Below are 13,507 nucleotides of genomic sequence, written 5' to 3'. Positions count from 1 at the left end.
TTATAGCGGGATTGTTTCCTGTTCATCAAACGTTACTTGAAATCATGTTAAGCCGTAGAAACGTCCGGATCAAGGTTATGCAGGTGCTGTACGCGAAAAACCGCGAGCAGGAACCAACAACCGGTGTCAAAGGTGCAGTTAAGTATTATCGCCGGATGGTAGATGATTCCTTTAAGCTGTATTTGCTTAATTTACTGGCTTTTATGCGAGTAGCGGAATATGCCCGACAGGATAAAATTCGTAAGGACGGTAAGCTCCGTCCTACGGAAGCTGATCAAGAGTTTTCGGCCAAGCTGGCTAATAATGAGGCGCTTCAGTCGCTTGCCAAAAATTTTGCACTCACCAATGCTCATGGCCGTTTTGGTCTGGGGCAGCACTTGGATGCTGATCTGATTCGTAAACTTTACGTAGGGTTTTCAAAAACAGAAGCGTACAAGGCCTACATTAATCAAGCTGAAAGCAAAGAAGAAGATCATCGGAATATATTGCTTGAACTTTACCGTTTTCTAATCAACAACGAGACCTTTATCTCTATGATGGAAGATCAGTTTCCATTGTGGATGGACGATAAGAGCTTGGTGGTTGGTGCGATGAAAAAAACGATTAAAAGTCTTCCTGTAGAGGAAGATTTTCTGGAGACTTATGAGCCACAAGACGAAACCATCAGTGAGTTTGGGCAGGAATTGCTTGAAAAAGTAGTAGACGCTGATAAAGAATTACTCGGTATAGTTGAGCCTAATCTCAAAAATTGGGATGCAGAAAGAGTCGCAATTCTCGATATGATTATTCTTAAAATGGCGATAGCAGAATTTTTATATTTCTCTTCTATTCCTTCCAAAGTTACCCTCAACGAATTTGTAGAGGTTGCTAAGCTGTACAGTACAGATAAGAGCAAGGATTTTATTAATGGTGTACTAGATCGCTTACTAAAGCAGCTGACGGAGCAAGGGTTGGTACAAAAGAAAGGAAGGGGCTTAAAAGAAGAATAAAAGCTAAGGCTAACTAAGCATCTGAAAAGAGTGATTTATCTGACTATTTGTACAAAACCCCACGATTTCACTAATAGAAATCATGAGGTTTTATTTTAAACTATAAGTTTTGCGATTGGTCAGCACGGATTTTGATGATAATCAAAATTCGGGATGACTCATATTGTTAGGTGATAAATTACATGCCTAGCTTGTTCTCTTGGATAATTCGCTGGGCAATTTCCAGTATAGCCGTGTCTTCTAAAGAAACGACGCCACCTTCTGGTCCGGGCTGAACATGTTTACCGGTAAGGGCACCTTCCTCAAATTTATTTGCACCAAAATAATTCCTTACCGTTTGCTCGTTGATACCCAATTCATTGGCAATGCGACCTACACTGCCACTTGGCATCTGGTGCTTGATGTTGCGAAGTTCTGAAAATGTAATATTCATCGGCGATAAGCTTTTAAGTGATCAGATTTTTTTACACATTGTTGTTTTTAAAAATAACGATTTTTCGGCATAAAAAGAAATCAATTTGCGTTAAAAGCGGTATTAAATTTGCCAATGAGCACTTGTTATCGGTTTTTTTGAAAGTTCACAACACTCCATCCTTCGTTATCATTCCAAATAACAATGAAGTAGCTTCCAGATGAAAGAAAGCTTACATCTATTTGAGTATTGCTAAATGAGGATTCTTTGATTTTTTGTCCAGCGGTGTTATAAATAGCCATTTGCCAAGAGGAAGTGGTTGCTGGAAGACCATCAATGAATAGATAGTCTGTCCCTGGGTTAGGCCAATAGCTGATACCATCTAATTCCAGGGAGCCTTGAAGAATACTAACGATTTGAAATAACCATTGATAGGTTCCTGGAAATTCTCGCCGCCAGTACCACTCACTATGTTCGCCATCGGCATGGGTTGTGAGGAGTAATTCATCAGAGCTGAAACCTGCACTAAGCAGGGTATTGTACATAGCTTGTAGCTCAGCGACCATTGTACTTGACTCTTGTTCTCCTGCTACCAAAGCTATTTTTAGTTGAGCTTGCTTGCCTGTACTGCTTACGAAATCATAAATATCATCAGTAAACCAAAGGCTAGGGGAAAGTACACCTGCTTTGCCAAAAATATCCTGGTGACGGATACAGGCGTATAACGAAATTAACCCGCCAAGGCTGGAACCCATAATGCCTGTGTTTGGCTGGTCACTTTTGGTGCGGTAGTTGTTGTCTACGTAAGGCTTCAGTGTTTCAACGATAAAATCTACATAAGCAGCTCCGTCGCCGCCGCCGTAAGTTGGGTTAGCCCAAGGAGTTAATTCGTTAATTCGTTCTCCGCCACCGTTTTCTATACCGATGACAATAATGCCAGGATCGCCTTGATTGAAGAGTTCATTGAGGCTTTCGTCAACTTCCCATTCTCCGCCAAAACTGGTCGTTTGGTCAAAAAGATTTTGGGCGTCATGCATATACAGGACCGGGTATTCACGGCTAGAGGTATAATAATCAGGAGGTAGATACGCCCAAATCCGGCGGTTGCGATTGAGTTGTGGTATGTAAAAGTTATTCGAAAGAATTTCTACATTAGGAGCAGCGGTACCGCCGCCACTGCTGAGTCCTTCCCAGCCGTCAATGATAAGCGACGCCGTTTGCTGTCCGCCACTATAGGTAATTTGTCGGTTAGGGCGAAAAGCTCCACTTGTGGTACCTTCAACAGTAGGCCAACTACCACGGGTAAACTTAAACTCGTAGGTGCCAGCTGCGATGTCGAGTTCAATTTGGTAAATACCGGGGGAAGTTTCTGCCAGAATATAGTCGGTATTGTCAGGGGACCAATCATTGAAACTTCCTGCAATATAAATATCACTCCCAGGGGGTGTTGTAGAAGGAAGATTGCTGACTTCGATGAGAAGTTGCCCCCAAAGGCTGATAGGAAGGAGGAAAAGAAGGTTAAGGAATAGACGGAAATGACGCAGCATCATAGGAAATGTTATATTGTGAAGGGACGGATTACCTTTGGCTGCAAAGGTAATTTGATTCTCTAATTGAAGACAGGAAAAGGATTAAGATTTTACTTGCAGCTAAACGATTTTTAATTTATCACTGCAAATACCCAACCTTTGTTTGACAGTCGACTGTCTTGACTGTACAATGAGGTAGACTTGCTAATAAAATTACTTTTAGAATGATTAAAAAGATCACCTTCTTATTTGCTTTCTCTTGTTTTCTGCTGACTTTGATGGCGCAGTCTGCGGATGTATTACATCTCCGTAGTGGTAAGACTGTTCAGGGAACGATCCTTAATTACACAGAGGATAATAAAATTGTTTTTAAGAGAGCTGAAGACGATATTGTACAAACTTACCCGCTGGAGGCCGTTGAACAGATTCAGCAGCTACCCACTTCTGTAGAGGAGGGTTGGCGTACAGCGCTTCCCATCGCTCAGGAAAAAAAAGTAATTAGCAATATTACCTTGAATGACGGGACAGTTCACAAGGGAATTATCAAGTCTTATTCCCCAGAAGGAGAAATGAAGGTTCAACTAAAGACAACTAGATATATTGTTTTTATTATGGATACAGAGGTGAGAGAGATCACCTACGAAATGCCAAGTGCTAAGCACGTTAGTGAATATCTATCGGAGGAGCCGAATATAGATAAGCCTTCATTTGAGCGTCGTAAGCCCGTTTATGAATTTCAGGAAGAAGGGTGGTTTAATACGACAAGTTTTGCATTCTCTTTTGGAAAAAGAGAACGGGATAATGACGTTATATTTTTTGATCCGAACTTCCAGGAAGCTACGGTTACGCAATCTGCAATAGGCTTTAATATTCAGCATATTATGGGTTATCAATTTAATCGATTGGTGGGGGCAGGCCTCGGGGTGAGTTATGATGCCTATGATCTGGAAGATGGCGAGTCTATTCTCAGTGTTTTTGGACATTATCGTGGCTATTTGAGCAGAAGTATCGTGGCGCCTTACCTTGGCTTAAGCGCAGGTTATGGTTTTGCGCTTACCAATAAAAACCAAGGAGTAGTAACTGCCGAAGGAGGCTGGATGATTCACCCGGAAGTAGGACTGCGTTTAGGTGCTACTGAAAAAACAAATTTTACGATTAGCCTTGGATACCGCTTACAGGACGCTTATTATGTTCAGGAGCGCCCGTTTAACGGAAATATAGAATATCGTAATATCACCTATCAGCGATTTTTATTTTCGCTGGGCTTATTATTTTAAATAAAATTGGCAACACAGAAAGACAATAATAACGAACGGGAACTGGTAGAGGGCTGCGTGAATAACGACCGCCGCTCTCAGGAACTGCTTTACCGTAAGTTTTTTCCGAAGATGTATCGGATGTGTCAGCGTTATGCCAATTCAGAAGAAGAGGCTGTAGAAATCTTAAACTCAGGGTTTTTACGGGTGTTTACCAAACTGCATACCTTTCAATTTGCGGGCTCTTTGGAGGGCTGGATACGCCGCTTGGTTTTTCATAGTATGGCGGATTATTATCGGAAAAGCGACAAGAAAGTACGCTTCCTGCCAGTTGAAGATTGGGATGCGCCAACTTCGACCTCAGCTTTACACCAGCTGTATTTTGAGGACATGGTAAGCCTGATAGATAAACTACCCAAAGCTACTCGAGAGGTTTTTTGGCTTTATGCGGTAGACGGCTATACGCACGTGGAAATAGGAAAGCGATTGGGGATAAGTGACGGCACCTCCAAGTGGCATTTATCCAATGCCCGGAAAAAGTTGAAAGTATTAATGAACAAAGAATCAAATCATAGTGGCCAGTATACAGGATAATAAAGACAGGGAGCTGGATCCGGCATTGATTGATAATGCCTGGATGCAGATGGAGCAGGAGCTAGACCGAGCTATGCCGCGAAAGAAGCGTGGCGCATTTTGGTGGCTGACTGGCTTGGCTGGTATTGTTGTCCTATTATTGAACATTTATCTGTTTGGTAAAGGTAGTGGCCAAAATTCCTCCGTACCTGCGGTTGTAACAGAAAAAGAAGCTGTTATTGCGGATAATACAAACACCGCTGAACAAAATGTTTATCAGCAGAATGATGAGCTTTTGTCTGAAACTCCAACGCCCACTGTGCCAGTAGAAGGGCGTTTGGTAGAGCAAGAAGTTGCTTCATCCTTCGCGGTAGAGCAAGCACCCACCTCTTCGTTTCAGCAAGCACCTATTGATGAAGAAAATGACCGCTCTGAAAATACGATTGATTATCAAACCGACCCAGCGCCATCCTCCATCATTGTTAATGCAGAGGGAAGTACAAGGCTTAATAATGTAACCGCTGAGTTACTTGTCAATGAAAATAGACCTTCAATAGTATCGGAAACCTCCGAGCTTATAACGGCTAATCGCTCTCCAGCGGTGACCGCGATCTCTTACCTATTGCCGACCATTAGCGACTTTCCTTTTTCTACTGCCAATTCGCATCTCCCTGTTAACGTTGCTGAAGTCAAGCCTGTTAGTCCTTGGAATTATTACTTGGAGGGCCAAGGTGGTGTGTCATTGACCACGGCTGATTATAGCAGTATTGCCATAGGTGCTGGCGTGCAACGTGACCTCGGCACTAAGTGGAATGTGGAGTTAGGCGCGCAATACCAGCTCAATAAGCGCTCTTTTTTTGTAGGGAGAAATCAAGATAATGCTTTTGCTGATGAACTTCAGCCTAACACAGGTAGTGGTTACTCCGTAGAGCGAACCTTGGCTTTTCAAAATTTGGAAACTTCACGCCTTAACCTTTACCTCGGCGGTAGTTATCAGGTATCTCCTCGGTTTAGCCTAGGAATGTCAGTACAAGGGAGCTATTTTACCAAAGCTTTTGCTATTTTTGAAAGCTCGTCGACTGCGGTGAACCAGCCTTTAGAAAATGATCCTAATGGCTTACGGGTAGATCTTTATGAAGGTGTTTTGTCGGTCTATGATTTAGATTCGATTACCAATGCTGTAAATGGTCCCTTTGCTATTGATGCGAATAGATTACAATGGAGCCTTAACGGTAGTGCTCGATATCAATTTGCGAAACATTGGGAGGCGGCCCTTCAATATCAGCACCACCTAACGGCTTGGCCAAGCAAACAAGAGCCTTTTGGCGGACTTTCTGCCCTTCAGTTGGGGCTAAGGTATTATTTACGGTAAGAATTTGATCTCGGCGGCTTATCTTTGACGAAATGCCCGTCCAAATGCTAAAATGTCAGAGGTCTCTATTTCAGTTAGATGAGTCTGTAACCTACCTGAATTGCGCTTACATGTCCCCTCAACTCAAGAGTGTTGAATCTGCTGGGCGACATGCGGTAAGCCTGAAAAATACACCTAATCGCGTTGCACCAACAGATTTCTTTAATCTGGTTCGGAATGTAAAAGCTGCTTTCGCTAAAACCATCAATGCTGCTGAAGCCGACCGTGTTGCGGTGATTCCTTCTGTATCGTATGGGATTGCAACGGTAGCCAGGAACCTGCCGATAGAAAAGGGCCAGGAAGTAATTATTGCCGCCGATCAGTTTCCCAGCAACTATTATTCGTGGAGCCAACTCACAACAGAGAAAGGTGGTAAATTAACCCCAGTCAAGGTAGATGATGGCCCCAATAAGGGCCAACGTTGGAATGAGGCAATCCTCGCTGCAATCGGCCCCAATACGGCCGCGGTGGCTCTTTCTCACATACACTGGGCAGAAGGAGTTTTGTTTGATTTGGAAGCGATTAGAAGAAAAACCAAAGAAGTTGGTGCCTGGCTAATTATCGATGGCACTCAATCTGTGGGGGCTTTGCCTTTTGACGTACAGAAAATTCAACCTGATGCGCTGATTTGTGCGGCCTACAAGTGGTTGATGGGGCCTTACTCAACAGGCGTAGCCTATTTTGGCCCAACGATGGACGGGGGGCAACCTATAGAAGAGAACTGGATCAACCGTAAAGGAAGTGATGATTTTCGTAATTTGGTGAATTACCAATCGGAATACCTTCCGCTTGCAGGTCGCTATTGCGTGGGCGAGCAGAGTAACTTTATACTTATGCCAATGTTGGAGGTAGCTCTTCAGCAGATCAATGCCTGGGAGCCTGTTCGTATCCAGGAGTATTGTGCTAATTTGAATAGGCCTTATCTGGAAGAATTACTTTCCATGGACTATCATATTTTGCCCGAAGGGCAAAGGGCGCAGCATCTCGTAGGCTTAGGTTTGCCCAAAGAAGTAAAAATGGAAGCTGTTCAGGCTGCCCTTGCAGCACAGAGTATTTTGGTAAGTGTTCGCGGACAAACCATTCGGATTGCACCTAATGTTTATAACAATACACAGGATTGGGAGCGTTTAATGGAGGTATTACGGAAAGTAAAATAATAATAAAATGAGCAGTGGCGCTTTAATTGTAGTTGTATTTGCCTTGGCCGTATTCTGGTTTATGTGGCGGCAAATAAAAGGAAATTTGGTTCATCTTGAAGATGATGATCTAGATGATTTCTTATCCAATCGGATGGGAGAGAAAGCGCTTAAACGCACTAGAGAGCATCTTCTAAGGTGTGCATCTTGCAAGCTTCGTTTAGATGAAATGACGAAGAAAACACAGAAAGTTAAGCCCGATCGCTGGTTAAAGCGACGGTTCTAAGAGCATGTTTGGGACGGTTTCGCAGTAGGAACAAGTCCCAAACATGCTCTAAGAGATAAAAACAGCAATGGAAGGATAATACTACAGGTGTAAGGACGCTTTTCGGGCCAATAATTGCTCTTCGGTCTCCTCTCTTTCCGGATCAGGAACACAGCAATCTACTGGACATACGGCGGCACACTGAGGCTCTTCGTGAAAACCAACACACTCTGTACATTTGTCAGGAACAATGTAGTAGAATTCGTCAGATACAGGTTCTAAACGCTTACTGGCGTCAACAGAACGATCACCTTCAATGGTGTAGGGGCCGGTAATTGAAGTGCCATCCTCAATAGCCCAGTCCATACCGCCTTCGTAGATGGCGTTATTTGGGCATTCAGGTTCACAAGCACCACAATTAATACATTCGTCGGTTATCATTATCGCCATAGCGAGGTCGTATTTATTTTATCTGCACGTATTCATCGGGTAAACATCAGGAATACCTGCTTTGTTTTCGCCCGCAAATTTAATGTTTGCTCAGCATTTGCCAAAGCCCTATCTTGCCGAATATTCAGTTAAATGAGAATATGCCATTAATTGCCTTCTTAATTATCCTATTATTCGGAGCCGGACTCTTCTGGTTTATTGCCTATTTGCTTCGAAAAAGACTTCCCAGAGTAGCGCTTGCTCTGGTAGGTGTTGGTACTTTAATTGCATTATTCCTACTAGGACTTTGGTTAGTAGAAATAACGGGTTGGCAACGAGAAGGTTTCTACAAGCAGTTGCTTTACGGGCTAGACAAGGAAGAATTGAAGGAGTATGTTTATCGCCAAGACGATCTTCAGGAGACTACCATCTTTATGATGAGCCAGTCGGCTATCGCCTTGCACCAGATGGCCGACCTACTCGATGAGCCTGACCCTCGTATAGCTAAGCACATGGCTTGGATGGCTGCTTATATTAGCGATACAGACCATTTTCCGCTTTGGAAGAACAAGAAAAAGTGGGAGCAACAGCTTTTTTTCCTAACTCAAGCAGCCATAATACTGGGGCATTATCAGTTGTACACCGAAGATGATAAATACCACCTACAGTGGGAAGAATTGTCGATTTACCTTGTAATGGGTATTTCTCGGTCTCAATATAAACACTTGGCCTCACGACCGGAAGATATGGCGTTGCGGCCTGCAGACAATGCAGCAGCGCTTTATGCGCTTAAATTGTATGATGATGCCTATGGTACCAACTATCTTGATGTTGCAGGAGAAGATTGGAGCGAGTACATTCGAAGAGAACTACAGTTTGAAGATACAAAGCTGCCTTGTGCAGGGTTCACCGCCACTAACCGTTGCCGACTTCCACCTGTTGGTGGATCACTGGCTTTGCTGAATGCTTATGTGGCAGCAGCAGACCTTCCTATTTCTACCGATTTTTGGAGAGAATTCCGTTATTACTACAAAGAGAGTTTTGTAAATGTCTTTGCCTGGATCAATGTAATGGGCAGAGGAGAGGAAGCACCCGAATTTTGTGACTTCAGCACGGCTCCTCTTCCATGTGGGCGTTACGAAGCCGCTTTCGCTCAATTTGCAGCAGCTACCAGGGAAGATTGGGTGACTTATTATCAGTTGAATAATGCCCTTTTACTGGACGATATGATACATCCTCCAAATAAATTATGGCATGAAGCACCACAAGAACAAGTCCGGGGAATTCTCAATTTAGCTGTTCGTTTAAGTGCTATTAGCCGACCTTCGAATGATTAATAAAAAATTAGGGGATAACATTTAATATTATTCGTGATTTTAGGCAACTAATAGGAGAGGATTTGCGTTACATTTTTGCACAGTATACGTCAGAAGTATATTGATTAATAATGTTTTAACCTTAGCTCCCCAAAGAACGCTCAGGCTAACACAGCCAACCCAAAAAAGGAAATGATTAAACTGGAAATCCCTCGCAAGGACGAGTCCAATATGGACTTAGTCGACAAACTTACTGAACTCGCTTTAGCTCACTCTGTTCGATTGAATCGCAATCTTAAAGAAGCCATTCTTACCGATGGAGGTGCACGCTTTGTCGGAATGACAAAAATCAAGGAGTACCTCCTGGAAACAGAGGAGGAATTGAAGAAATGGTGGTACTGCGCTTGTTAGCATTGCGCAGAAAACAAACTGCGATTTTTTTAAGTTTTCCAAATAGTTAAAACACTTAAAATGAAGCGCTTATTTAACTATTATGAAAAACAAAATCGCTTTTTATTTTCGTGCTGTTCCTTAGTCTAAGTCGCGGTAAGCATTTATACCTCCCTCAAGATTATATACCTGAGAAAATCCCTTTTCTTGTAACAGAGCTACAGCTTTTGCGCTGCGAGCTCCGCTCCGGCAATGTACCACAATCAATTGCCGATTGGGAAGTTGATGCCAGTTGTCAGAAAGTTCTCCCAGCGGAATTAATATCCCTCCCAGATGATCCACCTCATACTCTGGTGGTGTTCTTACGTCAAGTAGAACGAAATCATCTCCACGTTTCTGCATCGCTTTAAATGCCCCTGCATCAATGCTGGGCAGTTGCTCTTGGGCAGGAAGCCCACAGAATACCTCGTAATCAATCAGTTCTTCTATTTTAATAGCAGGGTTTGCTTTATAGCGCAAGGTGTGCTGGGTGAAATGGGCTGCATCAAACAATGCAACCTTTCCAGCCAAAGGTGTGCCTGTATCCGAAATGATTTTGATGACTTCATTGGCTTGCATAGCGCCGATTATGCCGGGTAGTACCCCCAATACACCGCCCTCGGCACAGTTGGGAACCTGGTTTGGTGGCGGCGGAGTAGGGTAGAGGTCGCGATAATTAGGGCTCCTGCTCCCGTCTTGCAATAAAAGATTGAATACACTCACCTGCCCTTCAAAACGAAAGATAGAACCATAGACGTAGGGCTTCCCTGCCAAGACACAGGCATCGTTGACCAGATATCTGGTTGGAAAATTATCTGTTCCATCTGCTATTATATTATACTCAGATAGAATTTTCATCGCATTTTTTTTATCAAAAACTTGCGGATAGGTTACAATAGTAATATGAGGATTCAAATCAAGTAACCGTTCTTTAGCGGCTTCTACTTTTAGTTTACCTAAATCTTTCTCACCGTAGAGCACCTGCCGTTGGAGGTTGCTACTGCTTACACGGTCAGGGTCTATGATGCCGATGGTGCCCACACCGGCGGCGGCGAGGTATTGCAACAATGGAGAACCCAAGCCGCCGGCACCAATAACGAGAACGCTGGCAGCCTTAAGCTTTAGTTGGGCTTCCATTCCAAAACCTGGAAGGATCAGGTGGCGAGCATAGCGGTTTTTTTCTTCTGCTGATAAATTCACGTTAGTTATTTTACTGAAAGTCGTAAAGAGAGAGGCGTGTCTTCTCGCGAAAAGTACCTATTTAAGTCGAGTTTTTCGTAGCGAGCAAGAGTGTTGTACTCTTCTTTTTCTTGGCAAAAAGAAGCAAAACCCAAGGCTTGTGACGATTCTCCTAAAAACAGCCAGTGATTCCTGATCGCTTGCGAAGCCGTTCGCCCGGCATCATTTGCTCAAAGTTAAGCCAACAGTTTTGTTCAAACTTTTGGATGCAGTAATGGTTACAAAGGGCTCAACTTCCGCGCAAGCTGGTAAGAAACCGTTGCTGTCTGTTTTTTTAACGGAGAATCGTCAAGAGCCGAGAAATAAGGCTATTAATTCTGCAAATTAGGAGGTGTTAAACACTGTTTCCTATTTCATGGGATTTGATTTAGCCATGCTACGTCACATTAAGCTATGCCTTGTTAGACTATAACGCTACTGGGGGATTCACTAGTAGAAATGGCTTGTAAATCTCTCAACCTCGACTTTTATAATCGAAATTGGGAATTATGCTTAATCGTCTGTTATCCCTATACCTTCTACCCTGAGGGCGCGGAGCAGCCCGCATCCCTCTACGGACTTTTGCCAAAAGTCCAGCTTTACTCATCGGAGGCTAAGTCAAAAATAGCAGTACTCTGCTTAAATTCTTTGGCCAGCACCAATTTGAGGTTTTCGTAGACAATCTCCCCCATGCTCTTGCAATGGTCAAACACCTTGGTGGAGTGGTGGTAAGCCAGCTCTTTTTTGAGTTTCTCGACTTTTTTAGGGTTTGAAATTTCGTCTTTGATCATTACGGAGAACAGTGCGCTCACTCTTCTTTTACTTGCTTTGATGCGATTGGCAATCAGGCTGCGTTCCTCCATTTGATACTGTTTCATGGTATCCACGGTCATGTGCTGTTGGCCCAGGAAAATGATGGGATTGTTCTCCTTAAAGTATTTAGGTTGGTAAAAACTACTTCCTCCTTCATACGATTGCTGGTCAAAATCAATGGCCCGCATACGATACTGAGACCCCTCGATATCTGGTGTAATATCCACTACGTAGTTGTAGGCTCGCATATCTCCTAATAGGCGCACAAAACAGCGCTCGTTGAATTTGACAAACTCCTTGGCTATTCGGATTTGGTTGAAGGTGGTGTCTGCCAGATTTTTACGGATAAAGTCATCACCGGGGATGCCTGCAATGTGTTCTTCAATCAGGGTATCTCCATGATGCAGGTACATAAAAGAGTTGGGCGAAAGCAGTTCTTCGAGTTCTGCCCCATAGATCCGGGAGGCATCTGACTTTTTGATATAAAAATGATCATAGTTGTCATTAAGTCCATTGATGATCCTGATCCGAAAAGGTTTGGTGTTGCCAAAGGTGCAATAATCGACCCGTGCAACGGTAAGATGTTGGAGAACATCGGTATCTCCATCCGTTTTCAACAGCGAATAAATTCGGGTGAGCGAGCGATACAAGTTTTCACGATCGTATTCATTATAAAAGACCTGCTCCCAGTAGGTAGGGTTTCCCTCGTGATCTTCCAGAGGGATACTTGATTCATAGTGGGTGAGGTCGTCGTATTGCAGCGGAAGCTCCACAGATCGCCCATACCGGCGAAGGTAGGATTGTAAATCGTCTGAGATAGGAACGACTATTTTTTTCTTGGAAGGGATATTACCAGCCATACTTGTAGTAGCTTTTTGTCAAAAATAACTTAATACCGAGGGGATTTCCTAATTTCGCGACACAACGAACAAGATTTATGCAGGAACGTCATTCAGATCGGCAACGGTATTTTGAAGAACAAGCTTACACGACGGAAAAGTACGTGATTCCTTTCGTTCGTCCTTTTCTTCCTATTGGCCAGGAACATCGCATTCTGGAGGTAGGCTGTGGCGAAGGTGGCAACCTCAAACCTTTTTTGGATCTAGGCTGCAACTGTGTGGGGGTAGATCTAAATGCCCAGCAAATTGAGCGGGCTGAAGCGTTTTATGCAGGGCATCCCAATCAAGCTAAACTCGAATTGATCGCAGGAGACGTCTACGATTTAGAGCCTGAGACACTGGGTACTTTCGATTTTATCTTCTTACGTGATGTGATTGAGCACATCGTCGATCAAGATCGTTTTATGGCTTACATCAAAGCTTATCTAAAGCCTGATGGACGATTGTTTCTTGGCTTTCCGCCATGGTATATGCCCTTTGGTGGTCATCAGCAGGTATGCAGTAGTAAGGTGCTTTCGAAATTGCCTTATTTTCATTTGTTACCCGTTCCATTATACCGCATGGTGTTGAAGGCTTTTGGTGAAAGACAGGCTGTTATTGATGAACTCCTTTATATCAAGTCTACGGGCATCAGCATCGAACGCTTACGTAAAATCATCAACACCAATGGTTATCACATTGACCGCGAGCAGCTCTGGCTCATTAATCCCAATTACGAAGTGAAATTTGGCTTGAAAATGCGTAAGCAGTGGGGTGTTATCAGTGCAATTCCTTTCATGCGAAATTTTCTGACGACTTGTGGGTATTATGTGGTGAGGAAGGGGAGTTAAGG

Annotated in this window: 13 protein-coding genes; 8 read left to right on the top strand and 5 right to left on the bottom strand. The window is 43.5% G+C overall.

The features are described from left to right. The first annotated feature begins 44 nt into the window (after positions 1-44). Positions 45-989: a transcription antitermination factor NusB gene (gene nusB / locus A3EU_RS32125; RefSeq protein ID WP_083937605.1), complete on the top strand. Its 945-nt coding sequence runs from the start codon at positions 45-47 to the stop codon at positions 987-989. A gap of 178 nt (positions 990-1,167) precedes the next feature. Here the strand turns inward: nusB and A3EU_RS0127515 are convergent, their stop codons facing one another. After that, on the bottom strand, positions 1,168-1,422 hold the full coding sequence (locus tag A3EU_RS0127515; protein ID WP_020539405.1) for a hypothetical protein: 255 nt from the start codon (positions 1,420-1,422) through the stop codon (positions 1,168-1,170). 125 nt (positions 1,423-1,547) lie between these two features. After that, the gene (locus A3EU_RS32120; RefSeq protein ID WP_020539404.1) at positions 1,548-2,951 is read right to left on the bottom strand and encodes an alpha/beta hydrolase-fold protein; all 1,404 of its coding nucleotides are present in this window, start codon (positions 2,949-2,951) and stop codon (positions 1,548-1,550) included. 203 nt (positions 2,952-3,154) lie between these two features. Between A3EU_RS32120 and A3EU_RS0127505 the strand changes: the two genes are divergently transcribed. The 4 genes from A3EU_RS0127505 (at position 3,155) to A3EU_RS0127490 (ending at position 7,327) form a co-directional block, all read left to right on the top strand. Next, positions 3,155-4,207 carry a hypothetical protein gene (locus A3EU_RS0127505; RefSeq protein ID WP_020539403.1) on the top strand — a complete coding sequence of 351 codons (1,053 nt, stop codon included), beginning with the start codon at positions 3,155-3,157 and terminating at the stop codon, positions 4,205-4,207. Between the two features lie 6 nt (positions 4,208-4,213). After that, positions 4,214-4,780 (top strand): RNA polymerase sigma factor, encoded by a 567-nt coding sequence (locus A3EU_RS0127500; RefSeq protein WP_020539402.1) that lies wholly within the window; start codon positions 4,214-4,216, stop codon positions 4,778-4,780. After that, positions 4,761-6,131, top strand: a complete 1,371-nt coding sequence (locus A3EU_RS0127495) for a hypothetical protein (protein WP_020539401.1) — start codon at positions 4,761-4,763, stop codon at positions 6,129-6,131. The genes A3EU_RS0127500 and A3EU_RS0127495 overlap by 20 nt, the downstream gene beginning before the upstream one ends. 110 nt (positions 6,132-6,241) lie before the next feature. Next, positions 6,242-7,327 (top strand): aminotransferase class V-fold PLP-dependent enzyme, encoded by a 1,086-nt coding sequence (locus tag A3EU_RS0127490; RefSeq protein ID WP_020539400.1) that lies wholly within the window; start codon positions 6,242-6,244, stop codon positions 7,325-7,327. A gap of 346 nt (positions 7,328-7,673) precedes the next feature. On the opposite strand, the gene A3EU_RS0127480 is transcribed toward A3EU_RS0127490, so the two are convergent. After that, positions 7,674-8,021 carry a 4Fe-4S binding protein gene (locus A3EU_RS0127480; RefSeq protein ID WP_020539398.1) on the bottom strand — a complete coding sequence of 116 codons (348 nt, stop codon included), beginning with the start codon at positions 8,019-8,021 and terminating at the stop codon, positions 7,674-7,676. A 140-nt stretch (positions 8,022-8,161) separates the two neighbouring features. Between A3EU_RS0127480 and A3EU_RS0127475 the strand changes: the two genes are divergently transcribed. Then, entirely contained in the window at positions 8,162-9,337 is a 1,176-nt protein-coding gene (locus tag A3EU_RS0127475) for a hypothetical protein (RefSeq protein ID WP_020539397.1), read from the top strand. Positions 9,338-9,508: 171 nt separating this feature from the next. After that, on the top strand, positions 9,509-9,727 hold the full coding sequence (locus tag A3EU_RS0127470; protein WP_020539396.1) for a hypothetical protein: 219 nt from the start codon (positions 9,509-9,511) through the stop codon (positions 9,725-9,727). Positions 9,728-9,847: 120 nt separating this feature from the next. Here the strand turns inward: A3EU_RS0127470 and moeB are convergent, their stop codons facing one another. Both moeB and A3EU_RS0127460 read right to left on the bottom strand, forming a co-directional pair. Further along, the gene (moeB, locus tag A3EU_RS0127465) at positions 9,848-10,945 is read right to left on the bottom strand and encodes a molybdopterin-synthase adenylyltransferase MoeB (protein WP_020539395.1); all 1,098 of its coding nucleotides are present in this window, start codon (positions 10,943-10,945) and stop codon (positions 9,848-9,850) included. 617 nt (positions 10,946-11,562) lie between these two features. Beyond that, positions 11,563-12,636 (bottom strand): hypothetical protein, encoded by a 1,074-nt coding sequence (locus tag A3EU_RS0127460; protein WP_020539394.1) that lies wholly within the window; start codon positions 12,634-12,636, stop codon positions 11,563-11,565. A 77-nt stretch (positions 12,637-12,713) separates the two neighbouring features. On the opposite strand from A3EU_RS0127460, the gene A3EU_RS0127455 reads away from it, so the two are divergent. Continuing rightward, entirely contained in the window at positions 12,714-13,505 is a 792-nt protein-coding gene (locus tag A3EU_RS0127455) for a class I SAM-dependent methyltransferase (protein ID WP_020539393.1), read from the top strand. Positions 13,506-13,507: the final 2 nt, after the last annotated feature.

It is taken from the genome of Lewinella cohaerens DSM 23179, assembly GCF_000379805.1.
Taxonomy (GTDB): Bacteria; Bacteroidota; Bacteroidia; order Chitinophagales; family Saprospiraceae; genus Lewinella; species Lewinella cohaerens.
This window is presented reverse-complemented; position numbering and strand designations above follow the sequence as displayed.